18 protein-coding genes are annotated in these 26,755 nt (G+C 60.3%); 15 read left to right on the forward strand and 3 right to left on the reverse strand.

The genetic code is table 11. From position 1 onward, the window contains the following. Positions 1-190: 190 nt before the first annotated feature. Complete coding sequence (locus QFW87_RS01995; protein ID WP_283189691.1) at positions 191-2,410, reverse strand: primosomal protein N'; 2,220 nt, start codon at positions 2,408-2,410, stop codon at positions 191-193. Positions 2,411-2,700: 290 nt separating this feature from the next. Between QFW87_RS01995 and rpmE the strand changes: the two genes are divergently transcribed. From rpmE to QFW87_RS02010, 3 genes are all read left to right on the forward strand, one after another. Next, on the forward strand, positions 2,701-2,931 hold the full coding sequence (rpmE, locus tag QFW87_RS02000; protein WP_008080648.1) for a 50S ribosomal protein L31: 231 nt from the start codon (positions 2,701-2,703) through the stop codon (positions 2,929-2,931). Positions 2,932-2,945: 14 nt separating this feature from the next. After that, the gene (locus QFW87_RS02005; protein ID WP_283189692.1) at positions 2,946-3,746 is read left to right on the forward strand and encodes a thermonuclease family protein; all 801 of its coding nucleotides are present in this window, start codon (positions 2,946-2,948) and stop codon (positions 3,744-3,746) included. 181 nt (positions 3,747-3,927) lie between these two features. Continuing rightward, positions 3,928-5,196 carry a malic enzyme-like NAD(P)-binding protein gene (locus QFW87_RS02010; RefSeq protein WP_283182620.1) on the forward strand — a complete coding sequence of 423 codons (1,269 nt, stop codon included), beginning with the start codon at positions 3,928-3,930 and terminating at the stop codon, positions 5,194-5,196. Between the two features lie 268 nt (positions 5,197-5,464). Here the strand turns inward: QFW87_RS02010 and QFW87_RS02015 are convergent, their stop codons facing one another. Then, complete coding sequence (locus QFW87_RS02015) at positions 5,465-7,909, reverse strand: penicillin-binding protein 1A (RefSeq protein WP_283182621.1); 2,445 nt, start codon at positions 7,907-7,909, stop codon at positions 5,465-5,467. A gap of 215 nt (positions 7,910-8,124) precedes the next feature. On the opposite strand from QFW87_RS02015, the gene QFW87_RS02020 reads away from it, so the two are divergent. From QFW87_RS02020 to hemE, 11 genes are all read left to right on the forward strand, one after another. Beyond that, entirely contained in the window at positions 8,125-9,189 is a 1,065-nt protein-coding gene (locus QFW87_RS02020) for a pilus assembly protein PilM (RefSeq protein WP_283189693.1), read from the forward strand. Further along, entirely contained in the window at positions 9,189-9,755 is a 567-nt protein-coding gene (locus QFW87_RS02025; RefSeq protein WP_283189694.1) for a PilN domain-containing protein, read from the forward strand. Before QFW87_RS02020 ends, QFW87_RS02025 begins: the two co-directional genes overlap by 1 nt. Further along, a complete protein-coding gene (gene pilO / locus QFW87_RS02030) occupies positions 9,752-10,375 on the forward strand; it encodes a type 4a pilus biogenesis protein PilO (protein ID WP_283182624.1) in 624 nt (207 codons plus the stop codon). Before QFW87_RS02025 ends, pilO begins: the two co-directional genes overlap by 4 nt. Further along, on the forward strand, positions 10,372-10,899 hold the full coding sequence (locus QFW87_RS02035; RefSeq protein ID WP_283182625.1) for a pilus assembly protein PilP: 528 nt from the start codon (positions 10,372-10,374) through the stop codon (positions 10,897-10,899). Before pilO ends, QFW87_RS02035 begins: the two co-directional genes overlap by 4 nt. A 13-nt stretch (positions 10,900-10,912) precedes the next feature. Continuing rightward, the gene (gene pilQ / locus QFW87_RS02040) at positions 10,913-13,000 is read left to right on the forward strand and encodes a type IV pilus secretin PilQ (RefSeq protein ID WP_283182626.1); all 2,088 of its coding nucleotides are present in this window, start codon (positions 10,913-10,915) and stop codon (positions 12,998-13,000) included. 4 nt (positions 13,001-13,004) lie between these two features. Next, positions 13,005-13,523, forward strand: a complete 519-nt coding sequence (gene aroK, locus QFW87_RS02045; protein WP_010464421.1) for a shikimate kinase AroK — start codon at positions 13,005-13,007, stop codon at positions 13,521-13,523. Between the two features lie 151 nt (positions 13,524-13,674). Beyond that, positions 13,675-14,775: a 3-dehydroquinate synthase gene (gene aroB / locus QFW87_RS02050; protein WP_111449365.1), complete on the forward strand. Its 1,101-nt coding sequence runs from the start codon at positions 13,675-13,677 to the stop codon at positions 14,773-14,775. Positions 14,776-14,785: 10 nt separating this feature from the next. Further along, a complete protein-coding gene (locus QFW87_RS02055) occupies positions 14,786-16,384 on the forward strand; it encodes an AAA family ATPase (RefSeq protein WP_283182627.1) in 1,599 nt (532 codons plus the stop codon). A 350-nt stretch (positions 16,385-16,734) separates the two neighbouring features. Next, positions 16,735-21,180: a glutamate synthase large subunit gene (gltB, locus tag QFW87_RS02060; RefSeq protein ID WP_283189695.1), complete on the forward strand. Its 4,446-nt coding sequence runs from the start codon at positions 16,735-16,737 to the stop codon at positions 21,178-21,180. 33 nt (positions 21,181-21,213) lie between these two features. Then, positions 21,214-22,632, forward strand: coding sequence for an FAD-dependent oxidoreductase (locus tag QFW87_RS02065; RefSeq protein ID WP_008149580.1), 1,419 nt, complete (start codon positions 21,214-21,216; stop codon positions 22,630-22,632). 241 nt (positions 22,633-22,873) lie between these two features. Continuing rightward, the gene (gene hemE, locus QFW87_RS02070; protein WP_283189696.1) at positions 22,874-23,941 is read left to right on the forward strand and encodes a uroporphyrinogen decarboxylase; all 1,068 of its coding nucleotides are present in this window, start codon (positions 22,874-22,876) and stop codon (positions 23,939-23,941) included. Between the two features lie 141 nt (positions 23,942-24,082). Here hemE and QFW87_RS02075 read toward each other — a convergent pair whose 3' ends face one another. Continuing rightward, complete coding sequence (locus QFW87_RS02075) at positions 24,083-25,357, reverse strand: MFS transporter (protein ID WP_283189697.1); 1,275 nt, start codon at positions 25,355-25,357, stop codon at positions 24,083-24,085. 118 nt (positions 25,358-25,475) lie between these two features. Between QFW87_RS02075 and QFW87_RS02080 the strand changes: the two genes are divergently transcribed. Then, a complete protein-coding gene (locus QFW87_RS02080) occupies positions 25,476-26,378 on the forward strand; it encodes a LysR family transcriptional regulator (protein ID WP_283189698.1) in 903 nt (300 codons plus the stop codon). Positions 26,379-26,755: the final 377 nt, after the last annotated feature.

Below are 26,755 nucleotides of genomic sequence, written 5' to 3' on the forward strand. Positions count from 1 at the left end.
TTGTAATGTTCGAGGTCGGCTCGTTCAACTGTTCGGGCTCAATAACCAGAGCGGAGAGGTGAATGGCAGCATGGGCTCCCACACGTGCTTTAAGCACTCCGGGCATTCAGCTTGCCACTCACCGCTCTCACCCTCAGTCTAATTCCTGCGCAAGACACAAGCGGGCTTGCTCGCGAAGGCGATCTCTAATTCAATACAAATCCACAGGATCGACATCCAGCGACCAACGCACCGCCCGCCCACTCGGCATTTGCTCCAACACCAGCAGCCAGCTGCTTAATAGTCGATGCAGCGGCGCCCGCGCCGTCGCTTGCAGCAACAACTGCGCACGATAACGCCCGGCCCGGCGTTCCATTGGCGCCGGCACCGGCCCGAGCAACTCGATCCCGGTCAGGTTCTGTTCGGCCAGCAAGCGCTCGGCCTCGCTGCACGCCTCATCAAGAAAGCCTTCAGCTTGTCCCGGTTTGTGCGCTTCGGCCCGCAGTAGCGCCAAGTGCGCAAACGGTGGCAGCCCCGCCGAGCGACGTTCGCTCAACGCCTGCTCGGCAAAGGCGAAGTAGCCCTGTTCAGTCAATTGCACCAGCAGCGGATGGTCGGCCAGGTGCGTCTGGATGATCACTTTGCCCGGCTCTTCAGCGCGTCCCGCACGCCCGGCAACCTGGACGATCAACTGCGCCATGCGCTCGCTGGCGCGGAAGTCGCCGGAAAACAGCCCGCCGTCGGCATCGAGAATCGATACCAGGGTCACCCGTGGAAAGTGGTGCCCTTTGGCAAGCATTTGCGTGCCCACCAGAATGCACGGTTGGCCCTTCTGGATGGTCGCGAACAGTTGATTCATCGCGTCTTTGCGCGAAGTGCTGTCGCGGTCGACCCGCAGCACCGGGACGTCCGGGAATAGAATCCCCAGCCGTTCCTCGGCGCGCTCGGTGCCGGCGCCGACTGGCCGCAAATCGACCTTGCCGCATTTCGGGCAATGGCGAGGGACGCGTTCGACGTAGCCACAATGGTGACAACGCAGTTCGCCGGAGCGCTGGTGCACGGTCATGCGCGCATCGCAGCGCTGGCACTCGGACATCCAGCCGCAGTCGTGACACAGCAAGGTCGGGGCAAAACCGCGACGGTTGAGGAACACCAACACTTGTTGGCCAGCGGCCAGCGTCTGGCCGATGGCCTGCTGCATCGGCCCGGAAATGCCGCTGTCCAGTGGGCGGCTTTTCACGTCCAGGCGTAGGAAACGCGGTTGCTTGGCGCCACCGGCACGCTCGTTTAATCGCAGGAGGCCATAACGACCGGTGTAGGCGTTGTGCAGGCTTTCCAGCGAAGGCGTGGCGGAGCCGAGGACAATCGGAATGTTTTCCTGGCGTGCGCGCACCAGTGCCAGGTCGCGGGCGTGATAGCGCAGGCCTTCCTGCTGTTTATAGGAACCGTCGTGCTCTTCATCGATGATGATCAGGCCGGGGTTCTTCATCGGCGTGAACAGCGCCGAGCGGGTGCCAATAATGATGTCGGCGTCACCGTCCCGGGCGGCGAGCCAGGCTTCGAGGCGCTCGCGGTCGTTGACCGCCGAGTGAATCAGCGCGATGCGTGCATTGAAGCGCTGCTCGAAGCGCGCCAGGGTCTGCGGGCCGAGGTTGATCTCCGGGATCAGCACCAGCGCTTGTTTGCCAGCCTCGAGCGTTTCGCGGATCAGCTGCAAATAGACTTCGGTCTTGCCACTGCCGGTGACGCCGGCCAGCAGGAACGCGTGATAACTGTCGAACCCGGCGCGAATCGCCTCATAGGCCGCACGCTGCTCCGGGTTGAGCGGCAGTTCCGGCTGCGCCAGCCAGTGTTCGTGGCGGGCGCCGGGGGCGTGCTTGCGGATTTCGACTTGCACCAGATCCTTGGCCAGCAGCAAATCCAGGCTGTCCTTGCTCAGCATCAGTTTGCTCAACAACTGATGAGCGACGCCGTGGGGATGTTGGGCGAGGGTCGCCAGGGCCTCCCGTTGACGCGGGGCGCGAGCGATGCGCGGGTCATCAAGGCTGGCGCCGGGCGCGGCGGACCAGAAGCGTTCCTGCCGTGCTTCGGCCAGTTCGCCTTGTCGCAACAGTACCGGCAGCGCCCAGCTCAACGTGTCGCCGAGGCTGTGCTGGTAATACTGGGAGGTCCACAGGCACAGTTTGAACAGCGCTGGCGGCAGCGGCGGGGTGGCATCGAGCAGGGCCAGGGCCGGCTTGAGCTTTTCTACCGGCACTTCGCTGCGATCGGTCACCTCCACCAGAATCCCGATCATCTCCCGTCGGCCGAACGGCACCCGCAGGCGCATGCCCGGCTGCAACTGGGCACGCAGGATTCCGGCCGGGGCACGGTAATCGAACAGGCGGCGCAGGGGCGAAGGCAGGGCGAGGCGCAAAATGGCGTCGGGCACGCGGGGGGATCTCGATAAACGGGCAGTAAAAGAAGTCGGACGCATATTAATTGTGGGAGCGGGCTTGCTCGCGAATGCGGTGGATCAGACATCTTATCGCTGCCTGACACACCGCATTCGCGAGCAAGCCCGCTCCCACAAGGGGCGCATATCAGGCCGGGAGCCTAGCAGACGGTCGGTGTAAGGGACAGCTTGCGTGATTGCAAAGGTCTGGTAGAATCCGCGGCCTAATTATGTGCGGTATTCAACAATAGTGTTGAGTGGCGGCACGCTAGCCTGAGGAATACACCATGAAAGCCGATATCCATCCAGCGTACGAAACCATCGAAGTAACTTGCAGCTGCGGCAACAAGTTCGAAACTCGTTCGAACCTGTGCAAGCCACTGGGTACTGACGTATGCAACGAGTGCCACCCGTTCTACACCGGTAAGCAGAAGACTCTGGATACTGGCGGCCGTGTACAGCGCTTCGCAGACCGTTTCGGTGCTTTCGGCAAGAAAGCTCCTGCTGCTGCAGAATAAGGTTGCAAAGCCCCATGGGCTTTACCTTGCTGATGAAAAAGGCGTCCCTCGTGGGCGCCTTTTTTGTGTCTGCGATTTGGTTTTCCGGTGCCCAGGCCTTCTGCCCGGCGCCGAGCGGGCTGACATCGGTCGCGGTGCAACGGGTAGTGGATGGTGACACGCTGCGCCTGAGCGATGGCCGCAGCGTGCGCATGATCGGTTTGAATACGCCGGAGCTGGGCAAGAAAGGTCGCTCCGACGAGCCGTTCGCGGTGGCGGCACGCCAACGCCTGGAAGCACTGGTGGCTGCCAGCGACGGACGGGTCGGTTTATTGCCCGGTAAAGAAAGCCAAGACCATTACGGTCGCACCTTGGCCCATGTCTACAGCGCCGATGGCGCCAACCTTGAAGCGCAGATGCTCGCTGAAGGACTCGGTTTCCAGGTGGCGGTCGCGCCGAATGTCGATCTGGTCGACTGCCAGCAAGCGGCGGAACACAACGCCCGTCAGGCCGGACTCGGGTTGTGGCGTCAATCCCCTGTACTGAAAGCGGAGCAGATCAACACTTCCGGTTTCGCTGTGCTCAGCGGTCGTGTGAGCAAGGTTCAGCGCAATCGCGGTGGGGTTTGGATCGAGTTGCAGGATTCGGTTGTACTGCGCGTTGCGCCCAATTTGCTGGGGCAGTTCGATGTGGCGAATCTCGAGCGGCTGAAGGGCAGGCAGATCGAGGCCCGTGGCTGGGTGCTGGACCGTTCGCGGCGTGGCGGACTGAAAGAAGGGCAGGCACGCTGGCTTCTGCCATTGACCGACCCAGCGATGCTTCAGATAGCGCAGTGATAAAAATTGTAGACATTTTTTATGTCGATTGTGAACAGTATATCCCTTATGTTTCGCGGCTCTTGGTCCAAAGTCGTAGGGCCGGGCGCTTGACAGGGGTGACTGGTCAGTCTTGTGGGGACTTTGCGACACGCGTATCCTCGGCGGTCCGTCTGTCCAACAGTAAAAGCGGAATGCCCACATGTCTGATTTGAAAACTGCCGCTCTCGAATATCACGCCCATCCTCGTCCAGGGAAGCTGAGTGTCGAGCTCACCAAGGCCACCGCTACCGCCCGCGATCTGTCGCTGGCCTACAGCCCCGGCGTAGCCGAACCAGTACGCGAAATCGCCCGCGACCCTGAACTCGCCTACAAGTACACCGGCAAGGGCAATCTGGTTGCAGTCATTTCCGATGGCACCGCAATTCTCGGCCTGGGTAACCTCGGCCCATTGGCTTCCAAGCCAGTAATGGAAGGTAAAGGCGTGCTGTTCAAGCGCTTCGCCGGCATCGACGTTTTCGACATCGAAGTCGACTCCGAAAGCCCGCAAGCCTTCATCGACACCGTCAAGCGTATCTCCATCACCTTCGGTGGCATCAACCTGGAAGACATCAAGGCACCAGAGTGCTTTGAGATCGAACGCGCTCTGATCGAGCAGTGCGACATTCCGGTATTCCACGATGACCAGCACGGCACCGCGATTGTTACTGCGGCCGGCATGATCAACGCCCTGGAAATCGCTGGCAAAACCCTCGCTGACGCCAAGATCGTCTGCCTGGGCGCCGGTGCGGCCGCCATCTCCTGCATGAAATTGCTGGTGAGCATGGGTGCCAACATCGAAAACATCTTCATGGTTGACCGTACCGGCGTGATCCACTCCGGCCGTGACGACCTGAACCAGTACAAGGCTGTTTTCGCTCACGCGACTGAAAAACGCACGCTGGCCGACGCCCTGAAAGGCGCGGACGTGTTCGTCGGCCTGTCCGGCCCGAACCTGCTGAGCGCTGAAGGCCTGAAATCCATGGCGGCCAACCCGATCGTGTTCGCGTGCTCCAACCCGGACCCGGAAATCTCCCCGGAACTGGCTCACGCCACCCGTGACGACGTGATCATGGCGACCGGCCGTTCGGACTACCCAAACCAGGTCAACAACGTGCTGGGCTTCCCGTTCATCTTCCGTGGCGCCCTGGACGTTCGCGCCAAGCGCATCAACGAAGAAATGAAAGTGGCTGCGGCCAACGCCCTGCGTGAACTGGCCAAGCTGCCGGTTCCTCAGGACGTGTGCGACGCCTACGGCGGCATCAAACTGGAATTCGGTCGTGAGTACATCATTCCGAAACCAATGGATGCCCGTTTGATCACCGTGATCTCCGATGCTGTGGCCAAGGCTGCGATCGAGACCGGCGTAGCGACCCTGCCGTATCCGAAGAACTACCCGCTGAAAAGCGTGGATGATGTGTTCAACGGCTAAGTCGTTGTAGCGCTTCAACAGAAAGCCCCGGCTCTAACAAGTCGGGGCTTTTTTATGACTTAGCGTTTTGCAGCGGTAGTAATGGCCTCATCGCGAGCAGGCTCACTCCCACATTTGACCGATGTGTACGTGAATCCCGGGTACACCCAAATCCACTGTGGGAGCGAGCCTGCTCGCGATGGGGCCATCACAGGCGGTGTAGGGATTGCAGGCACAAAAAAAGCCCCGCTCTTCTTTCAAAGGCGGGGCTTTTTGCAGCTTCAGGCGATCAGAACAAATCGATCGGCGCCGCTTCATCCGCAGGCAGTGGGCTACCCGGCGCAGTGCCGTTGCCCAGCTCGTTCGCCGACGGTGGCGTGTCTTCGGCCTTGAACAGCTCGAAGTAGGCGCCTGGCGTGCCTGGGGTGGCTGCACGGCCGCTGATCGGGTCGACTCGCAGGCTGAGGATGCCTTCCGGCTCTGCCTGCGTATGAGGCGGCATACCTTTGAGCGCGGCGCCCATGTAGTTCATCCAGATCGGCAGGGCGACGGTACCGCCGAACTCCTTGCGGCCCAGGCTTTCAGGCTGGTCGAAACCGGTCCAGACAGTGGTCACATAATCGGCGTTGTACCCCGAGAACCAGGCGTCCTTGGACTCGTTGGTGGTACCGGTCTTGCCCGCAATGTCGCTGCGGCCCAAGGCCAGGGCGCGGCGGCCGGTGCCGAGTTTGATGACGTCCTCGAGCATGCTGTTGAGGATGAAAGTGGTGCGACCATCGACGATGCGCTCGGCCACGGCCGGCGTTTGTGGCGCTGGCTGGGCAGTCAGCGCTTCGCCCGGGGTTGCGTTGACGGTGAAGGCGTTGGCGGCGACAGGGGCGGCGATGCCGTCGGTGACGACGTTGCCTTTCGGGACGCTCGGCGGGTTGGCGACGAACAGCGTGTCACCATTGCGGCTTTCGATCTTGTCGATGATGTAGGGGCTGATCTTGTAGCCGCCGTTGGCGAAAGTGCTCCAGCCGGTGGCGATTTCCATTGGCGTCAGCGTCGCGGTGCCCAGCGCCAGTGACAGGTTGGGCGGCAGGTCCTGCTTGTTGAAGCCAAAGCGCGTGATGTAATCGATGGTCCTGCCAACGCCCATGGCTTGCACCAACCGGATCGAAACCAGGTTACGCGACTTGTACAGGCCTTCACGCAAGCGGATCGGGCCGAGGAACGTGTTGGTGTCGTTCTTCGGGCGCCAGACCTTGTCCAGGTATTCGTCGACAAACACGATCGGTGCGTCGTTCACCAGGCTGGAGGCGGTGTAGCCGTTATCCAGCGCCGCACTGTAGACGAACGGCTTGAAGCTCGAACCCGGCTGACGCTTGGCCTGCATGGCGCGGTTGTAGTTGCTCTGTTCGAAGGCGAAGCCGCCGACCAGGGAGCGAATGGCACCGTTCTGCGGATCGAGGGAAACCAGCGCGCCCTGAGCCTGGGGGATCTGACTGAATTTCAGCGAGTTGTCCGGCTGGCGCTGCACACGAATCAGGTCGCCGACCTGGGCGACGTCCGAAGGCTGTTTCGGGTTGGGGCCCATGCTGTTGGTGTTCAGGAAGGGGCGCGCCCATTTCATGCTGTCCCAGCCGACATGTTCGTCACCGGTACGGGTCATCACTTGCAGGCCGGTCTTGTCGACCTGGGTGACGATGGCAGGTTCAAGGCTGCTGATGGTGCGCTGTTTGGTCAGCTCGATTGTCCAGGCCTCGCGAGTCTTGCCCGGCAGGCGCGACTCCGGTCCGCGATAACCATGACGCTGGTCGTAGGTCATCAACCCTTCGTGGACCGCGGTGTTGGCCATTTCCTGCAGGTTGCTCGGCACCGTGGTGGTGACGCGGAAACCCTCGGTATAAGCGTCGCTGCCATAACGGCCGACCATTTCGGCGCGGGCCATTTCAGCGATGTACGGCGCATTCACTTCCGGGGTCGGCACGTGATAACTGGCGTTCAGCGGCTCGTTGATCGCGGTGGTGTAATCGGCTTCGGTGATTTTGCCGAGCTTGTACATGCGCCCAAGGATCCAGTCGCGACGTTCCTTGCTGCGCGCCGGGTTGGCCAGCGGGTTAAAGCGCGAGGGGGCTTTTGGCAGGCCGGCGATCATCGCCATCTGCGCGAGGCTGACGTCACGAATCGACTTGCCGTAGTAAACCTGTGCAGCGGCTTCGATGCCGTAGGCGCGGTTGCCCAGATAGATCTTGTTGACGTACAGCTCAAGAATCTCGTCCTTGGTCAGCTGCCGTTCAATCTGCAGGGCCAGGAGAATTTCGGTGGTTTTGCGCGAGAAGCTGCGTTCGCTGGTCAGGAAGAAGTTCTTCGCCACCTGCATGGTGATGGTGCTGCCGCCGGACTGAATGTGTCCGCTTTTTACCAACTGGGTGGCCGCGCGCATCAGGCTGCTGGGGTCGACACCGTAGTGGTTGGCGAAGTTGTCGTCTTCAGCACTTAGTAACGCATTAATGAAATTGGGGGGAATGTCGGCGAACCGGATCGGTGTGCGGCGCATTTCGCCAAATTCTGCGATCAGCTTGTTGTCGCTGCTGTAGACCCGCAAAGGAATCTGCAACTGGATGCTTCTCAGCGCCTCCACGGATGGTAAACCCGGACTAAGGTAGAGAAAGGCGCCGCTAAGACCAAGGAGCAGTCCGCAGAAAACGGCGACGATGGACCAACCGAAAAATTTCAGCAGACGAATCAAGGCTTTTGGACATCCAGGGCAAAGAATGAATTAGGCATCAGGGTTCAGATAAACAGGGAACGACCCGCGCTTGAAGTAAAAACCGGAAAAAAACGCTGGGCATTATAAGCATTTTTCCGTCGGGGGCGTCATTTGCGCTGCTGTCAAGACGGGTGGTTTGAACGCAACGGATATTACAGAGTCCGTAAGACACGGATAGTCATAGGGAATTGGTAGTGCTAGGACTCTTCAATAAAAAGGCCAATACGCTTCTGGGGATCGACATCAGCTCCACGTCGGTCAAGCTTCTGGAGCTAAGCCGCCAAGGCGACCGTTATCGGGTCGAGGCCTATGCGGTGGAACCTTTACCCACCAACGCGGTGGTCGAGAAAAATATCGCCGAGCTCGAAGGCGTAGGGCAGGCACTCGCGCGCGTGCTGCTCAAGGCCAGAACCAACCTCAAGAACGTCGCCGTGGCCGTGGCCGGTTCGGCGGTGATCACCAAGACCATCGAGATGGACGCCGGTCTTTCCGACGACGAAATGGAAAACCAGCTGAAGATCGAGGCCGATCAATACATCCCTTATCCATTGGATGAAGTGGCCATCGACTTTGAGGTCCAGGGCGTTTCTGTGCGCAACCCCGAGCGAGTCAATGTGCTGCTGGCGGCCTGTCGCAAGGAAAACGTCGAGGTCCGGGAAGCGGCCCTGGCCCTGGCCGGTCTGACAGCCCGCGTGGTCGACGTCGAGGCCTATGCGCTGGAGCGTTCCTACGGATTGCTGGCGAGCCAACTGGCTGCTTCTCAGGAGCGTCTGACGGTAGCGGTGGTCGATATCGGCGCAACCATGACCACCCTGAGCGTGCTGCACCAGGGGCGGATCATCTACACTCGCGAGCAATTGTTCGGCGGTCGTCAACTGACGGAGGAAATCCAGCGACGTTATGGCCTGACCCTTGAGCAGGCAGGGCTGGCGAAGAAGCAGGGTGGTTTGCCGGACGATTACGTCAATGAGGTGTTGCAGCCGTTTCGCGATGCGCTGGTGCAGCAGGTGTCGCGTTCGTTGCAGTTTTTCTTCGCCTCCGGTCAGTACAACTCGGTCGACCACATTCTGTTGGCCGGCGGTACCGCATCGGTCCCGGGGCTGGACCGGTTGATCGAGCAACGATTGGGTACGCCGACGCAGGTGGCTAACCCATTCTCCGACATGACCCTGAGCAGCAAGGTCAACGCCGGTGCCTTGGCCAGCGATGCGCCGGCACTGATGATCGCCTGCGGGCTGGCCCTCAGGAGTTTCGACTGATGGCACGGATCAATCTTTTACCCTGGCGCGAAGAGCAGCGTGAAGCGCGCCGCAAACGCTTTTTGCTGGCGTTGGTCGGTGTGATGGTGGGGGCCGTGGGCGCGGTGCTGATCGCGAACCAGGCCATCAGTGGCGCTATCGATCGGCAAGTGGCTCGTAACGATTACATCGGCAAACAGATTGCCGTGGTCGACGAGCGGATTCAACAGATCAGCGATTTGAAGGCTCGTCGCCAGCAACTGGTCGAGCGCATGCGCATCATTCAGGACCTGCAAGGCAACCGGCCGATCAGCGGGCGTATTTTCGATCAACTGGCGCGGACGCTGCCTGACGGCGTGTATTTCACTGAGGTGAAAATGGCCGGCAAGTCCTTGTCCATCACCGGAGCGGCGGAGTCCAACAATCGTGTGTCAGACCTGATGCGCAATCTGGATGCGTCCGACTGGTTTGATGCGCCCAGCCTCACGGAAGTCAAAGCGACGACCGCCGGTCAACTGGTTCAGGCCAACGTCTTTCAGCTGACCGTTCGTCAAACTCAGCCCGCCGCTGCGGAGGGTGCCAAATGAGGCTGTCTGACTGGTTCGAAGGCCTGCGCAAGATCGACATCAATGACCTGGACACCAATAACATGGGTTCCTGGCCGCCAGCAATCAAGGCACTGGCGGGTATCCTGCTCATGATTCTGGTGCTTTCACTGGGCTACAGTTTTTCCATCAGCGACCTTCAGAGCCATCTCGAACTCAAGCGCGAGGAGGAGTCGACCCTCAAGGAGCAATTCGCCAACAAAGCCCGCATGGCGGCGAATCTGGAGCTGTATACGCAGCAGATGAAGGAAATGGAGAACTCCTTTGGCGTGCTGCTGCGGCAATTGCCCAGTGACACCGAAGTGCCCGGTCTGCTGGAAGACATCACTCGCACCGGCCTGGGCAGTGGCCTGGAGTTCGAAGAGATCAAGCTGCTGCCGGAGAACACGCAGCAGTTCTACATCGAGCTGCCGATCCAGATCACCGTCACCGGTGCCTATCATGACCTGGCCACCTTCGTCAGCGGCGTCGCCGGGCTGCCACGGATTGTCACCCTGCATGACTTCGACCTTGCGCCGGCCAACCCGGAAGGTGGTCCGAAGTTGCGCATGAGCATCCTCGCCAAGACCTACCGCTACAACGACAAGGGGCTGCAAAAATGACCCCGATTCGTTGTTTTTCGATGGTGGTGTTGGTCGCCGGCCTGGCCGGTTGCGGCAGCGACAATGACTTCAGCGACTTGGATGCATACATGAACGAAATGCGTTTGCGTGCGCCCGGCAAGATTGAACCAACGCCGACATTTCGATCTTACCCAACATTCACCTACAGCGCCGCCAACCTGCGAAGCCCGTTTTCCCGACAGATCAGAGTCGATCTGGCCGGCCAGAAACACGGTTCGCGTAACGTCAAACCTGACCCGAATCGGGTCAAGCAGTACCTCGAAGGTTTCAACATCGAGCAGTTTGAAATGGTCGGAACGATCGCCAATGCGACCGGCTCCTTTGCGCTGCTGCGCGGGGCGGGCGGGGTGCATCGGTTGAAAGTCGGCGATTACCTGGGACGTAACGATGGGCGGATCGTCGCCATCAATGGCTCGCAGGTCGATGTGGTCGAAATCGTTCCCGACGGCGAAGGCGCCTGGCTGGAGCGGCCGCGGACCATCCCTTTGAAAGAGCACTCATAGTGGAACTCGAATAATGAACAGGATTTTCTCAACCTTCGGTATTTCGCTATGGATAGCGTTGCTGTCGCCGATGGTACTAGCGGCCAACCTCAAAGCGCTGGATGTCGCCGCGCTACCGGGGGACCGCATCGAGTTGAAGTTGTCGTTCGATGGGCCGCCACCGCCGCCCCATGGTTACACCACCGAATCGCCTGCACGAATTGCGCTGGATCTGCCTGGTGTCGTTAGTCAGCTAAAAAGCAAAAATCGTGACCTGGGCGGCGGAAATGCCCGCAGCGCCACGGTGGTGCAAGCCAAGGACCGTACGCGGCTGATCATCAATCTGACCCAGTTGACGCCGTATAACGCACGGGTCGAAGGCAATACTCTGTTCGTGGTGGTCGGCCAAGGCGCCAACAAAACGGCCTCCAGCCCAGCGCCCAAAACGCCGCGCGCAGCCACTGCAACGCCAGCCCCGGCGAAAGCCTATGCGCCGGTAGGCAAGGCCATTCGGGGTGTGGATTTCCAGCGCGGTACTCAGGGCGAAGGCAATGTGGTCATCGATCTGTCGGATCCCTCCATCGCCCCAGACATTCAGGAGCGCGACGGCAGGATCATCCTCGGTTTCGCCAAGACCCAGTTGCCTGAGCCGTTGCGTGTCCGTCTGGACGTCAAGGATTTCGCCACGCCGGTGCAGTTCGTCAACGCCAGTGCCACGGGTGATCGGGCCACGATCAGCATTGAGCCCAGCGGCGCATTCGATTATTCGACTTACCAGACTGACAACAAGCTGACCGTCAGCATCCGGCCAATGACGGTCGATGACTTGCAGAAACGCAACACCGAACGCTTCGCCTACACCGGTGAAAAACTCTCGCTGAATTTCCAAGACATCGATGTGCGTTCGGTGCTGCAACTGATCGCCGATTTTACCAACCTGAATCTGGTGGCCAGCGACACGGTGCAGGGCGGCATCACGCTGCGTTTGCAGAACGTGCCGTGGGATCAGGCGCTGGATCTGGTGTTGAAAACCAAGGGCCTGGATAAACGCAAGATCGGTAACGTTTTGCTGGTGGCGCCAGCCGATGAGATTTCCGCCCGCGAGCGTCAGGAGCTGGAGTCGCAGAAGCAGATTGCCGACCTGGCTCCCTTGCGTCGCGAGCTGTTGCAGGTCAACTACGCCAAAGCTGCCGATATCGCCAAGCTGTTCCAGTCGGTGACCAGTGCCGAGGCGAAAGTCGACGAGCGGGGCTCGATCACGGTGGATGAGCGGACCAACAACATCATTGCCTACCAGACCCAGGATCGCCTCGACGAACTGCGCCGTATCGTCGCGCAACTGGATATCCCGGTGCGTCAGGTGATGATCGAGGCGCGCATCGTCGAAGCCAACGTCGACTATGATAAAAGCCTCGGCGTGCGCTGGGGCGGTTCGTTGCAGAACAAAGGCAACTGGAACACCTCAGGTGTCAGCAACGGGGCGAATGCTTCATCGACCATAGGTACGCCTGGCAGCACCAGCACCAACTCGCCGTTCGTCGACCTAGGCACCGCCGCCAACACCTCGGGGCTCGGCATCGCCTTCATCACCGACAATGTGCTGCTGGATCTCGAGCTGACGGCCATGGAGAAGACCGGCAACGGCGAAATTGTCTCGCAGCCCAAGGTGGTCACCTCGGACAAGGAAACCGCGAAAATCCTCAAGGGCACGGAGATTCCCTACCAGGAAGCCAGCTCCAGCGGTGCGACCTCGGTGTCGTTCAAAGAGGCCTCGCTGTCTCTGGAGGTGACGCCGCAGATCACTCCGGACAACCGGATCATCATGGAGGTCAAGGTCACCAAGGACGAACCGGACTACCTGAACAAGGTGCAGGATGTGCCGCCGATCAAGAAAAACGAGGTCAATGCCAAGGTCCTGGTCAACGACGGCGAGACCATCGTGATTGGCGGGGTTTTCTCAAATACTCAGAGCAAGGTTGTAGATAAGGTGCCATTTCTCGGTGATGTGCCGTATCTTGGCCGCCTTTTCCGGCGTGACGTGGTTTCGGAGAAAAAATCCGAGCTGCTGGTATTTCTCACTCCGCGTATCATGAATAACCAGGCGATTGCTGTGAGTCATTGATTCTGTGCGAAATTTGATTCTTGTTGGACCGATGGGGGCTGGAAAAAGCACCATCGGCCGGTTGCTGGCCAAAGAGCTGCGCCTGCCATTCAAAGATTCCGATAAGGAAATTGAATTGCGCACGGGCGCCAATATCCCGTGGATTTTTGATAAAGAAGGCGAACCGGGCTTTCGTGACCGCGAGCAGGCGATGATTGCCGAGTTGTGCGGGTGCGACGGCGTGGTGCTGGCGACCGGTGGCGGCGCGGTGATGCGCGAGGCCAATCGTCGGGCGCTGCACGCCGGGGGGCGGGTGGTCTATCTGCATGCGTCTGTCGAGCAACAGGTGGGCCGCACTTCCCGTGATCGCAATCGACCCCTCTTGCGTACTGCCGATCCGGCCAAGACCCTTCGGGATCTGCTGGCGATCCGCGATCCGCTTTATCGGGAAATCGCCGATCTGGTGGTGGAAACCGATGAGCGGCCGCCGCGAATGGTGGTGCTCGATATTCTCGAACGCTTGCAGCAGCTACCTCCCCGTTAAAGCGCGGCGCGAAATGCGCTATCCTCGGCGTCCTGTCATGGCCGCTCAAGGTTGTGGCGGAGGGCTACCGAACGGCGTCACACCAGCAGACGCCGTGGACATTCGTTAACTCAAGGCAGGACGCCTGATTCCATCTTCACTGTGGGGACACATGCAGACACTCAAGGTCGATCTAGGCGAGCGCAGCTACCCGATTCATATTGGCGAAGGTTTGTTGGATCAGCCTGAGCTGCTGGCCCCGCATATCCGCGGACGGCAAGTGGCGATCATCTCCAACGAGACCGTTGCGCCGCTCTATCTCGAGCGTCTGACCCGCAGCCTTGCACAGTTCTCGGTGGTTTCCGTGGTGCTGCCGGACGGCGAAGCGTTCAAGACCTGGGAAACCCTGCAACTGATTTTCGACGGTCTGCTGACCGCGCGACACGACCGCCGTACCACGGTCATCGCCCTCGGTGGCGGCGTGATTGGTGACATGGCCGGTTTTGCTGCCGCCTGCTACCAGCGGGGTGTCGATTTCATCCAGATCCCGACCACGTTGCTGTCGCAAGTCGACTCATCGGTGGGCGGCAAGACCGGGATCAACCATCCGCTGGGCAAGAACATGGTCGGCGCTTTCTATCAGCCGAATGTGGTGCTGATTGATACCGCCACCCTCAATACCCTGCCGGCCCGCGAACTGTCCGCCGGGCTCGCTGAAGTCATCAAATACGGGCTGATCTGCGACGAGCCGTTCCTGACCTGGCTTGAAGAAAACGTCGATCGCCTGCGCGCCCTGGACCAGGTCGCCCTGACTTACGCCATCGAGCGCTCTTGCGCGGCCAAGGCTGCGGTGGTGGGTGCCGACGAACGGGAGACCGGTGTTCGCGCCACGCTCAACCTGGGTCACACCTTCGGCCACGCCATCGAAACCCACATGGGCTATGGTGTCTGGCTACATGGTGAGGCGGTTGCTGCTGGCACCGTAATGGCCTTGGAAATGTCCGCGCGCCTGGGCTGGATCAGCGAACAAGAGCGCGATCGCGGCATTCGTCTGTTCCAGCGTGCCGGCCTGCCGGTTATCCCGCCTGAAGAGATGACTGAAGCCGATTTTCTCGAACACATGGCAATTGACAAGAAAGTGATCGACGGTCGTTTGCGCCTGGTGCTGCTGCGCCACATGGGCGAAGCGGTGGTGACCGACGATTATCCGAAAGAGGTTTTACAGGCCACGCTGGGAGCGGATTACCGCGCTCTGGCTCAGCTTAAAGGTTAATAAGATCCCGATGACTAGTTTGCACGCCGACGAGGCTTTCCTCGGCCATTACCAGTTGAGTCATGACCCTTTTTCTCCACGGGTGCCTGGCTTCAAATTCTTCCCGGCCCAGCGCAAACCGGTGCTGGGGCAACTGCATCACCTGGCACGCTACAGTCAGTTGCTGCTGGTCGTCACCGGCCCGCAAGGCAGTGGCAAGACGCTGTTGCGTCAGGCCCTGGTGGCCAGCACCAACAAACAGTCGGTGCAGAGCGTGGTGGTTTCCGCCCGTGGCGCCGGTGATGCGGCCGGCGTGCTGCGTCAGGTGGCTCAGGCGCTGAACGTCGCCCAGCCCGAGATCGGCGCGATTCTGGCTCAAGTGGTGCAGCTTGCACTGACGGGGCAGGAAGTCTATTTGCTGGTGGATGACGCCGAGCAACTCGACGAGTCCGCGCTGGAAGCCTTGCTCGCCCTGGCCGCCGGTGCACCGGAAGGTCGCCCGCATGTGTTCCTGTTCGGTGAGTCGTCGCTGATTGCTCAACTGGAGGCGCTGAGCCTCGAGGAAGAGCGTTTCCACGTCATCGAATTGCAGCCTTACACCGAAGAAGAAACCCGCGAATATCTGGACCAGCGGCTCGAAGGCGCCGGCCGGGGTATCGAACTTTTCACTGCGGATCAGATCTCTGATATTCACGAAAGCTCCGACGGTTGGCCTGGCACCATCAACCAGGTTGCCCGCGATGCAATGATCGAAGCCATGATTGCCAGCCGCTCAGCGGTGAAGCGTCCAAGTATGGGGTTCAACATGCCGAAGAAACACGTATTGGCGATTTCCGCCGTTGTCGTGGTCGCGGTAGCCGCCGCCTGGTTGATGCCGGGTCGCAGCAAAGCACCGACCACTGGCGCACCTGCCAACGAACAGGCGCAACTGCCGCTCGGCCAGGGCACGCCACAACCTGACAGCGGCGGCGCGCCTGCCGTCGAATTCGCCGGTAACTCGCAACCGATGCCATTGCCGCTGGTCGGCAACTCGCAGCCGGTCATGCGCGGTCCGTTGGCCGAAGCCGCCGGTGGCATCACCGAAGGCGATGACGGCGTGCCGGTCGAAGGTTCGAGCGCTACGCCGCCGACCGTGACCACCACCGCGCCGCCTGCGGGCATCCAGCCTGGCCCGGCACCGACACCTGCCGCCAAGCCTGTACCTGCTCCGACTCAGGTCGCGACTGCCAAGCCAGTCCCGGTGGCGCCTGCCGTGAAGCCAGCTCCAGTGCCAGCCAAACCAGCCGCCGCCACCGCTGCCGCCAAACCTGCCGAGAAACCAGCCACCGTGGCCAAGGCCGCCGGTGGCACCTGGTACGCAGGGCAGGCGCCGGGTAACTACGTGGTGCAGATCCTCGGCACCAGCTCTGAAGCGGCCGCGCAATCCTTCGTCAAGGAGCAGGGCGGCGAGTACCGTTATTTCAAGAAAGTCCTCAACGGCAAGCCGCTTTACGTCATCACTTACGGTAACTTCGCCAACCGCGATGCAGCCGTTACTGCCATCAAGGCCTTGCCAGCGAAGGTTCAGGCTGGTAAACCTTGGCCTCGCACTGTCGCCAGCGTCCAACAGGAACTGGCAACAACTCGCTGAAGATTCGGCGGCCTTACCCAGGCCGCCTCTCCAAGCACCTCAAAATTTCTGCAAGCGCATGCCGTCTCTCAAGACCGCGTGCCTTGTGGTGTCTGCGTTACAGTAGTCTTTGAGTCGTTGCGGTCAAAATTAAAAAAGTTTTGACTAGCACAGCATATCGCTTTAAACCTTTCACAAATGCGACATAGATTTGCGACAGTTCGTCGTCAAATTTGTGAGCCTCTGTGTCGCTGTGTACAATGACCACCCTTTTGCCCCCGCTAAGCCGGCGTACGTTCGGCGCGGATGGTAAGTGGTTGAATTGAAAAGAAATTTGCCTCGACAAGAGGCAGCCTGGTGAGAAAGTGTCTATGAAAGCAGGTCTGTACCAACCAGATGAATTCAAGGATAACTGCGGTTTCGGCCTGATAGCCCATATGCAGGGCGAGCCCAGTCATACCCTTTTGCAAACGGCCATCGAGGCCCTGACCTGCATGACCCACCGCGGTGGGATCAACGCCGACGGCAAGACCGGTGACGGTTGCGGTCTGCTGATTCAAAAGCCGGATGTGTTCCTGCGAGCCATCGCCCAGGAAACCTTCGGCGTCGAACTGCCCAAGCAATATGCCGTGGGCATGGTCTTCTTCAACCAGGACCCGGTCAAAGCCGAAGCCGCTCGCGAGAACATGAACCGCGAGATCCTCGCTGCTGGCCTGACCCTCGTCGGCTGGCGCAAAGTGCCGATCGACACCAGCGTCCTTGGCCGCCTGGCCCTTGAGCGCCTGCCGCAGATCGAACAGGTGTACATCGGCGGTGAAGGCCTGAGCGATCAGGACATGGCCGTCAAACTGTTCACCTCCCGTCGTCGCTCGTCCGTGGCCAACGCCGCCGACGCCGATCACTACGTCTGCAGCTTTTCGCACAAAACCATCATTTATAAAGGCCTGATGATGCCGGCGGATCTCACCGCCTTCTATCCAGACCTCAGCGACCAGCGCCTGCAAACCTCGATTTGCGTGTTCCACCAGCGCTTCTCGACCAACACTCTGCCGAAATGGCCGCTGGCTCAGCCGTTCCGCTTCCTCGCCCACAACGGCGAGATCAACACCATCACCGGCAACCGCAACTGGGCCGTGGCTCGTCGCACCAAGTTCACCAATGATCTGATGGACCTGGAAGAACTCGGCCCGCTGGTCAACCGCGTCGGTTCCGACTCCTCGAGCATGGACAACATGCTTGAATTGATGGTCACCGGTGGTATCGACCTGTTCCGTGGCGTGCGGATGATCATTCCGCCTGCGTGGCAGAACGTCGAAACCATGGACCCGGACCTGCGTGCGTTCTACGAATACAACTCGATGCACATGGAACCGTGGGACGGCCCGGCCGGCGTGGTAATGACCGACGGTCGTTACGCGGTGTGCCTGCTCGACCGTAACGGTCTGCGTCCCGCGCGTTGGGTCACCACCAAGAACGGTTTCATCACCCTGGCCTCGGAAATCGGTGTCTGGAACTACCAGCCTGAAGACGTGATCGCCAAGGGCCGCGTTGGCCCGGGTCAGATCTTCGCCGTGGACACCGAAACCGGCCAGATCCTCGACACCGATGCGATCGACAACCGCTTGAAGTCCCGTCATCCGTACAAGCAATGGCTGCGCAAGAATGCCCTGCGCATTCAGGCGACCATGGAAGACAACGACCACGGTTCGGCGTTCTACGACGTCGACCAGCTCAAGCAGTACATGAAGATGTACCAGGTCACTTTCGAAGAACGTGATCAGGTGCTGCGTCCGCTCGGCGAGCAAGGTTACGAAGCCGTTGGCTCAATGGGCGATGACACGCCGATGGCCGTGCTGTCCCAGCGCGTGCGCACGCCGTACGACTATTTTCGCCAGCAGTTCGCGCAGGTCACCAACCCGCCGATCGACCCGCTGCGCGAAGCCATCGTCATGTCGCTGGAGATCTGCCTCGGTGCCGAGCGCAACATCTTCCAGGAGTCGCCGGAACACGCCTCGCGCGTGATCCTCAGCTCGCCGGTCATTTCCCCGGCCAAGTGGCGCTCGCTGATGAACCTCGATCGTCCGGGCTTCGAGCGCGCGATCATCGACCTCAACTACGACGAAAGCGTCGGTCTCGAAGCGGCGATCCGCAACGTTGCCGATCAGGCGGAAGAAGCTGTGCGCTCCGGTCGTACCCAGGTCGTGCTGAGTGACCGTCACATTGCCCCGGGCAAGTTGCCGATCCACGCTTCCCTGGCCACCGGCGCGGTGCACCACCGTTTGACCGAAAAAGGCCTGCGTTGCGACTCCAACATCCTCGTGGAAACCGCCACCGCTCGCGATCCGCACCACTTCGCGGTATTGATCGGTTTCGGCGCCTCGGCGGTCTATCCGTTCCTGGCTTACGAAGTGCTGGGCGACCTGATCCGCACCGGTGAAGTGCTGGGCGACCTCTATGAGGTGTTCAAGAACTACCGCAAAGGCATCACTAAAGGTCTGCTGAAGATTCTGTCGAAGATGGGCATCTCGACCATCACGTCGTACCGCGGTGCGCAACTGTTCGAAGCCATCGGTCTGTCTGAAGAAGTCTGCGACCTGAGCTTCCGTGGTGTTCCGAGCCGCATCAAAGGTGCGCGTTTCGTCGACATCGAAGCCGAGCAGAAAGCCCTGGCTGCCGAATCCTGGAGCCCGCGCAAGCCGATCCAACAGGGCGGTCTGCTGAAGTTCGTCCACGGTGGCGAATATCACGCGTACAACCCGGACGTGGTCAACACCCTGCAAGCCGCTGTGCAGCAGGGCGACTACAGCAAGTTCAAGGAGTACACGGCGCTGGTGGACAACCGTCCGGTGTCAATGATCCGCGACCTGTTCAAAGTCAAAACCCTGGACACGCCGCTGGACATCAGCGAGATCGAACCGCTGGAATCGGTGCTCAAGCGCTTTGACTCCGCGGGCATCTCCCTCGGCGCCTTGTCGCCGGAAGCTCACGAAGCCCTGGCCGAAGCCATGAACCGCCTCGGTGCGCGTTCCAACTCCGGCGAAGGTGGCGAAGACCCGGCGCGTTACGGCACCATCAAGAGCTCGAAAATCAAACAGGTTGCGACTGGCCGCTTTGGTGTGACCCCGGAATACCTGGTCAACGCTGAAGTGCTGCAGATCAAAGTCGCTCAGGGCGCCAAGCCCGGCGAAGGTGGTCAGCTGCCAGGTGGCAAGGTCAACGGTCTGATCGCCAAGCTGCGTTACGCAGTGCCGGGCGTGACCCTGATTTCGCCGCCGCCGCACCATGACATCTATTCGATCGAAGACTTGTCGCAGCTGATTTTCGACCTGAAACAAGTCAACCCGAAGGCGCTGGTCTCGGTGAAGCTGGTGGCAGAAGCGGGCGTCGGCACCATCGCCGCCGGTGTGGCCAAGGCCTACGCGGACTTGATCACCATCTCCGGCTACGACGGCGGCACCGGTGCATCGCCGCTGACCTCGATCAAATACGCGGGCGCTCCGTGGGAACTCGGCCTGGCCGAAACTCACCAGACCCTGCGCGGCAATGACCTGCGCGGCAAAGTGCGGGTACAAACCGACGGCGGCCTGAAAACCGGCCTCGACGTGATCAAGGCTGCCATCCTCGGCGCTGAAAGCTTCGGCTTCGGCACCGCGCCAATGATCGCGCTGGGCTGCAAATACCTGCGTATCTGCCACCTGAACAACTGCGCCACCGGTGTCGCGACTCAGAACGAGAAGCTGCGCAAGGATCACTACATCGGGACCGTCGACATGGTGGTGAATTTCTTCACCTACGTCGCCGAAGAAACCCGCGAGTGGCTGGCCAAGCTGGGCGTGCGCTCCCTCGAAGAGCTGATCGGTCGTACCGATCTGCTGGACATCCTCGAAGGGCAGACCGCCAAGCAGCAACACCTGGACCTGACGCCATTGCTGGGCAGCGATCACATCCCGGCAGACAAGCCTCAATTCTGCCAGGTCGACCGCAACCCACCGTTCGACAAAGGCCTGCTGGCCGAAAAAATGGTCGACATGGCCACCTCGGCCATCAACGACATGAGCGGCGCTGATTTCGCCCTGGATATCTGCAACTGCGACCGTTCGATCGGCGCGCGGATCTCCGGTGAAATCGCTCGCAAACACGGCAACCAAGGCATGGCGAATGCGCCGATCACCTTCCGCTTCAAAGGGACGGCCGGTCAGAGCTTCGGTGTGTGGAACGCTGGCGGCCTGAATATGTACCTGGAAGGCGACGCCAACGACTACGTCGGCAAAGGCATGACCGGCGGCAAACTGGTCATCGTTCCGCCGAAGGGCAGCGTCTACAAGACTCAGGACAGTGCCATCATCGGCAACACCTGCCTGTACGGAGCCACTGGCGGCAAGCTGTTCGCGGCCGGTACCGCGGGCGAACGTTTCGCGGTGCGTAACTCCGGTGCTCACACCGTGGTTGAAGGCACTGGCGATCACTGCTGCGAGTACATGACCGGTGGTTTCGTCTGCGTGCTGGGCAAGACCGGTTACAACTTCGGCTCAGGCATGACCGGCGGTTTCGCCTACGTGCTCGACCAGGACAACACTTTTGTTGACCGGGTCAACCATGAACTGGTGGAAATCCAGCGGATCAGCGGTGAGACGATGGAAGCCTATCGCAGCCACCTGCAACGCGTGCTGAACGAATACGTCGCGGAAACCGACAGCGAGTGGGGCCGTAACCTCGCTGAAAACCTCGACGACTATCTGCGTCGTTTCTGGCTGGTCAAGCCCAAGGCTGCCAACCTGAAATCGTTGCTTTCCAGCACCCGTGCCAACCCGCAGTGATATGCGCCTGAAGAGTTTGATGAGGTTTTAACAATGGCTGAACGTCTGAATAACGACTTCCAGTTCATCGATGTCGGGCGCAAAGATCCGAAGAAGAAACTGTTGCGTCAACGCAAGAAAGAGTTCGTGGAGATCTACGAACCCTTCAAACCCCAGCATTCGGCCGATCAGGCCCACCGCTGCCTGGGTTGCGGTAACCCGTATTGCGAATGGAAGTGCCCGGTGCACAACTTCATTCCAAACTGGCTGAAGCTGGTGGCCGAGGGCAACATTCTTCAGGCCGCCGAGCTGTCGCACCAGACCAACACCCTGCCGGAAGTGTGCGGCCGGGTGTGCCCGCAGGATCGTCTGTGCGAGGGTGCCTGCACCCTCAACGACGGCTTCGGCGCGGTGACCATCGGTTCGGTCGAGAAGTACATCACCGACACCGCGTTCGCCATGGGCTGGCGCCCGGACATGTCCAAGGTCATACCGACCGGCAAGCGTGTTGCGGTGATCGGCGCAGGCCCGGCGGGCCTGGGCTGTGCCGACGTGCTGGTACGCGGCGGCGTGACCCCGGTGGTGTTCGACAAGAACCCGGAAATCGGCGGTCTGCTGACCTTCGGCATCCCCGAGTTCAAGCTGGAAAAGACCGTGCTGAGCAATCGCCGCGAAGTCTTCACCGGCATGGGCATCGAGTTCCGTCTGAACACCGAAGTGGGCAAGGACGTGACCGTCGAGCAACTGCTCGAAGAATACGATGCCGTGTTCATGGGCATGGGCACCTACACCTACATGAAGGGCGGCTTTGCCGGTGAAGATTTGCCGGGCGTGCATGACGCGCTGGACTTCCTGATCGCTAACGTCAACCGCAACCTGGGCTTTGAAAAGTCGCCGGAAGATTTCGTCGACATGAAAGGCAAGAAGGTGGTGGTACTGGGTGGCGGCGACACGGCGATGGACTGCAACCGCACTTCGATTCGCCAGGGCGCCAAGTCGGTGACCTGTGCTTATCGTCGTGACGAAGCGAACATGCCGGGCTCGCGCAAAGAGGTGAAGAACGCCAAGGAAGAAGGCGTGAAATTCCTCTACAACCGCCAGCCGATCGCGATCGTCGGTGAAGACCGCGTCGAAGGCGTGAAGGTGGTCGAGACCCGTCTCGGCGAACCGGACGCCCGTGGCCGTCGCAGCCCCGAGCCGATCCCGGGTTCCGAAGAGATCATCCCGGCCGACGCCGTGGTCATCGCGTTCGGTTTCCGTCCGAGCCCGGCGTCGTGGTTCGAACAGCACAGCATCCAGACCGACAGCCAGGGCCGCGTTGTGGCCCCGGAGCAAGGTCAGTACAAGCACCAGACCAGCAACCCGAAAATCTTCGCCGGTGGCGACATGGTTCGCGGTTCTGACTTGGTGGTAACGGCGATCTTCGAAGGCCGCAATGCCGCCGAAGGGATCCTGGATTACCTGGGCGTTTAACCAAACGACGGAAAAACCTGTGGGAGCGAGCCTGCTCGCGATAGCGGTAGATCAGTCAGCAGAGATGTTGAATGTGAAGCCCTCATCGCGAGCAGGCTCGTTCCCACATTGGTTTCAGGGTGTTACCAAGAACGGTATTCCATTGCGACAAATTGACCCGATAGACAAAAGGCACGGCTCTTGCCGTGCCTTTTGCCTCGCGCTCTGAGAAAATGCCCGCACTTTTTTTCCGGATGCCGACATGACTGCCCTGAAGAACGACCGTTTCCTTCGCGCCCTGCTCAAGCAACCCGTAGACGTCACGCCTGTCTGGATGATGCGTCAGGCCGGTCGCTACCTGCCGGAATACCGCGCCAGCCGTGCCAAGGCCGGCGACTTCATGAGCCTGTGCATGAACCCGGAGTTCGCTTGCGAAGTCACGATGCAGCCGCTCGACCGCTACCCACAACTGGACGCGGCGATCCTGTTCTCCGACATCCTGACCATCCCGGACGCTATGGGCCAAGGCCTGTACTTCGAAACCGGTGAAGGTCCGCGCTTCAAGAAAGTCATCAGCACCCTGGCTGACATCGAAGCCCTGCCGATTCCTGATCCGCACAAAGACCTCGGCTACGTCATGGATGCGGTCAGCACCATCCGCCGCGAACTGAACGGCCGCGTGCCGCTGATCGGCTTCGCCGGCAGCCCATGGACCCTGGCCACCTACATGGTCGAAGGCGGCTCGTCGAAAGACTACCGCAAGACCAAAACCATGCTCTACGACAACCCGCAAGCCTTGCACCTGCTGCTGGACAAACTCGCGCAGACGGTCACCAGCTACCTCAACGGCCAGATCATGGCCGGGGCGCAAGCGGTGCAGATCTTCGATAGTTGGGGCGGCAGCCTCTCGGCGGCGGCGTACCAGGAATTCTCCCTGGCCTACATGCGCAAAATCGTCAGAGGTCTGATCCGCGAACATGAAGGCCGCAAGGTGCCGGTCATTCTGTTCACCAAGAACGGCGGCCTGTGGCTAGAAAGCATTGCCGATGCTGGCGCTGATGCACTCGGCCTGGACTGGACCTGCGACATTGGCGAAGCCCGTCAGCGTGTTGGCAGCAAAGTCGCGCTGCAAGGCAACATGGACCCAACTGTGCTGTACGCCAAGCCAGAAGCCATTCGCACCGAAGTCGGCCGCATCCTCGCCAGCTACGGCAAAGGCAGCGGCCACGTGTTCAACCTCGGCCATGGCATCACGCCTGAAGTCGACCCGGAACACGCTGGCGCCTTCCTGCGCGCGGTGCATGAACTGTCGGCGCAGTATCACGAGTGATGTGACGGACTAACCAACACCCGACTTCTCTGTGGGAGCGAGCCTGCTCGCGAAGGCGGTCTGTCAGCCAACGTCTCTGTTGGATGTGCCGGCCTCTTCGCGAGCAGGCTCGCTCCCACAGTTGTTTGTGGTGGAGCGAATTCAGGCCTTCACATTCTCTAACGGTGGCAACTTCGCCAGCTTCAACGCCACCAGCAGCGCAATCACCAGCAACCCGCCAATGAACAACCCGATCCCGTTCCACCCGCCCATGTGCCAGAACACCCCGCCCGCCGTCCCGGCGATGCTCGACCCGGCGTAATAGCTGAACAGATAGAGCGAAGACGCTTGCCCCTTGGCTTTGATCGCACGACGCCCAATCCAGCTACTCGCCACCGAATGGGCGCCGAAGAAGCCGAAGGTGAAGATCAGCATGCCAATGATCACCACCGGCAGCGGCGTGAGCATGGTCAGGGCGAGGCCGGCGATCATCAGCACGATGGTTGCCCACAGCACTTTGCGACGGCCGAGTTGGTCGGCCAGGGCGCCGATTTTCGCTGAGCTGTAGATACCCGACAGGTACACCACCGAGAGCAGCCCGACGAAGGCCTGATCCATGTGGTACGGCTCGGCCAGCAGGCGATAGCCGATGTAGTTGAAGAGGGTGACGAACGCGCCCATCAGCACGAAGGCTTCAAGGAACAGCAGCGGCAGGCCTGCGTCGCGAAAGTGCATGGTGAAGCCGTCAATCAAACTGCGCGGGTGCAAAGAGCGGGCGCGGAAGTTGCGCGACTCGGGAAGGATTTTCCAGAACACTGCCGCTGCGATCAGGGACAGGCCGCCGATCACCAACATCGCCGTGTGCCAGCTGACGAAATCGATCAACACGCCAGTGATCAAGCGTCCGCACATCCCGCCAATCGCGTTGCCGGCGATGTACAAACCCATGGCCAGGCCGATGTGTTGCGGGTGGATCTCTTCGCTCAAGTAAGTCATGGCGACTGCTGCCAGACCGCTTAATGACAACCCTATCAGCGCCCGCATCACCAGCACGCCGTGCCAGCTTGGCATCATTGAACTGGCAATTGTGCAGAGCGCGGCGGCGAACAGCGCGGCGACCATCACCGGTTTACGCCCGATGCGGTCGGAGATGGGGCCGGTGATCAGCAGACCAATGGCGAGCATGCCGGTGGCGACCGACAGGATCAGGCTGCTCTGGGCCGCATTGATGGAGTACTCATGGGACAGCAGCGGCATCATCGGCTGCACGCAATAGAGCAGAGCAAAGGTCGCGAAGCCGCCGGAGAATAGTGCCAGCACCGTGCGCATGAACATCGGCGTGCCCTTTTCGATATAGATCTCCTTTAGTTCGGCGACAACATCGTCAACCGCTGCGGGCGGAACTTCATGGGCAAGTGGAGCGACAGCAGTTTTCACTTCGGACCTCGGAGGACGCAGCCGGTCAGGCAATGAAAAAAGCATATAGCTGCCTAATGATTCAATCCAATATATTGTTCGACCTGTTTGATAGGTTTAACGACCTAATGGAGTTTTCATGGAATTGCGTCACCTGCGCTACTTCATTGCTGTTGCCGAAGAACTGCACTTCGGCCGCGCTGCCCAGGTACTGGGCATCTCGCAACCGCCGCTGAGTCAGCAGATTCAGGCGCTGGAGCAGGAGGTGGGCGCGCGATTGTTCGAGCGCACCAATCGTCGGGTCGAGCTCAGTGAAGCCGGCCGGCTGTTTCTGGAAGAGGCGCGGCTGGTGTTGGCGCAGGTCGACAAGGCGGCGGATGTTGCACGGCGGGCGCAGTTGGGTGAGCTGGGTGAACTAAAGATTGGCTTCACCTCCTCAGCTCCCTTCAACTCGACCATCCCTCAGGCGATTTTTTCGTTTCGCCAACGATTCCCGGCGGTGCACCTGAACCTGCGGGAGATGAGCAGCACCCAAGTGGCCGATGCGTTGGTGGATGAGTCGATTGAAGTCGGGATCATGCGGCCGCTTGGGTTGCCGGACTCGCTCAGTGTGGTGGAGCTGATGCGTGAGCCGCTGGTGGCGGTGCTCAGCTCGAAGCATCCGTTAGTGACCGATAGTGAGGAAGGCTTGTTTCTGTCAGCTCTGGCCCTCGAACCCTTCGTATTTTTCCCACGCAGTTATGGCAGTGGTCTGTACGCACAATTGCTCAGCCTGGCACGGGATGCCGGTTTCAGTCCGCACTTTGCTCAGGAGGCGGGCGAGGCGATGACGATCATCGGGTTAGTGGCGGCGGGGCTGGGTGTATCCGTGCTGCCGGCGTCTTATCAGCGAATGCGCATCGAAGGGGTGGTCTATCGGCCGTTGCTCGATCCAGAGGCGGTGTCGGCTGTTTGGCTGGCGCAGCGCAAGGATCAGAAATCGCCGATGGCCAAGGCGTTTGTGGAGTTGTTGACGCGTAAGGTTGAGCCGCTGAAGGCGTGACTGCTTCGCAGTCAATCGCGAGCAGGCTCGCTCCCACAGTGGATGGGAGGTGGAACAAAAATCGGTTCACACCGCAAATCCCTGTGGGAGCGAGCCTGCTCGCGATTGACTGCGGGTTCACCAAAAAAGGTGCAGTTGCCTATGCCATAGCGGACGCTTCGCTGAAGGATGTAGGACATTTCCGAACTACCTTGAACGGGCCACAGCGCCTTGCGGCATTGCCTACAACTACTCCAGAATCCGCCGGCTTGTGCGATTTGGGGGCCATCGGTAACTTCGTTCGCATCACTGATTTCCAGTGATCGGGTTTAGTAGCCCGGTTTTCCTTCCCAAACGAATGCACAAGCGTCGTTCAGTCAGGCATACACCTGCATTTG

Origin of the sequence: Pseudomonas sp. PMCC200344, from assembly GCF_030053095.1 — a bacterium.
In the GTDB taxonomy this organism is placed as follows: Bacteria; Pseudomonadota; Gammaproteobacteria; order Pseudomonadales; family Pseudomonadaceae; genus Aquipseudomonas; species Aquipseudomonas svalbardensis.

Bases quoted from the DNA above. Each gene is read 5' to 3' on its own strand.
- QFW87_RS02065 (WP_008149580.1), top strand. From the start codon at position 21,214: ATGGCTGAACGTCTGAATAACGACTTCCAGTTCATCGATGTCGGGCGC.
- QFW87_RS02025 (WP_283189694.1), top strand. From the start codon at position 9,189: ATGGCACGGATCAATCTTTTACCCTGGCGCGAAGAGCAGCGTGAAGCG.
- QFW87_RS02055 (WP_283182627.1), top strand. From the start codon at position 14,786: ATGACTAGTTTGCACGCCGACGAGGCTTTCCTCGGCCATTACCAGTTG.
- QFW87_RS02005 (WP_283189692.1), top strand. From the start codon at position 2,946: ATGGGCTTTACCTTGCTGATGAAAAAGGCGTCCCTCGTGGGCGCCTTT.
- pilQ (WP_283182626.1), top strand. From the start codon at position 10,913: ATGAACAGGATTTTCTCAACCTTCGGTATTTCGCTATGGATAGCGTTG.
- QFW87_RS02035 (WP_283182625.1), top strand. From the start codon at position 10,372: ATGACCCCGATTCGTTGTTTTTCGATGGTGGTGTTGGTCGCCGGCCTG.
- gltB (WP_283189695.1), top strand. From the start codon at position 16,735: ATGAAAGCAGGTCTGTACCAACCAGATGAATTCAAGGATAACTGCGGT.
- aroB (WP_111449365.1), top strand. From the start codon at position 13,675: ATGCAGACACTCAAGGTCGATCTAGGCGAGCGCAGCTACCCGATTCAT.
- pilO (WP_283182624.1), top strand. From the start codon at position 9,752: ATGAGGCTGTCTGACTGGTTCGAAGGCCTGCGCAAGATCGACATCAAT.
- QFW87_RS02080 (WP_283189698.1), top strand. From the start codon at position 25,476: ATGGAATTGCGTCACCTGCGCTACTTCATTGCTGTTGCCGAAGAACTG.
- QFW87_RS02010 (WP_283182620.1), top strand. From the start codon at position 3,928: ATGTCTGATTTGAAAACTGCCGCTCTCGAATATCACGCCCATCCTCGT.
- hemE (WP_283189696.1), top strand. From the start codon at position 22,874: ATGACTGCCCTGAAGAACGACCGTTTCCTTCGCGCCCTGCTCAAGCAA.
- rpmE (WP_008080648.1), top strand. From the start codon at position 2,701: ATGAAAGCCGATATCCATCCAGCGTACGAAACCATCGAAGTAACTTGC.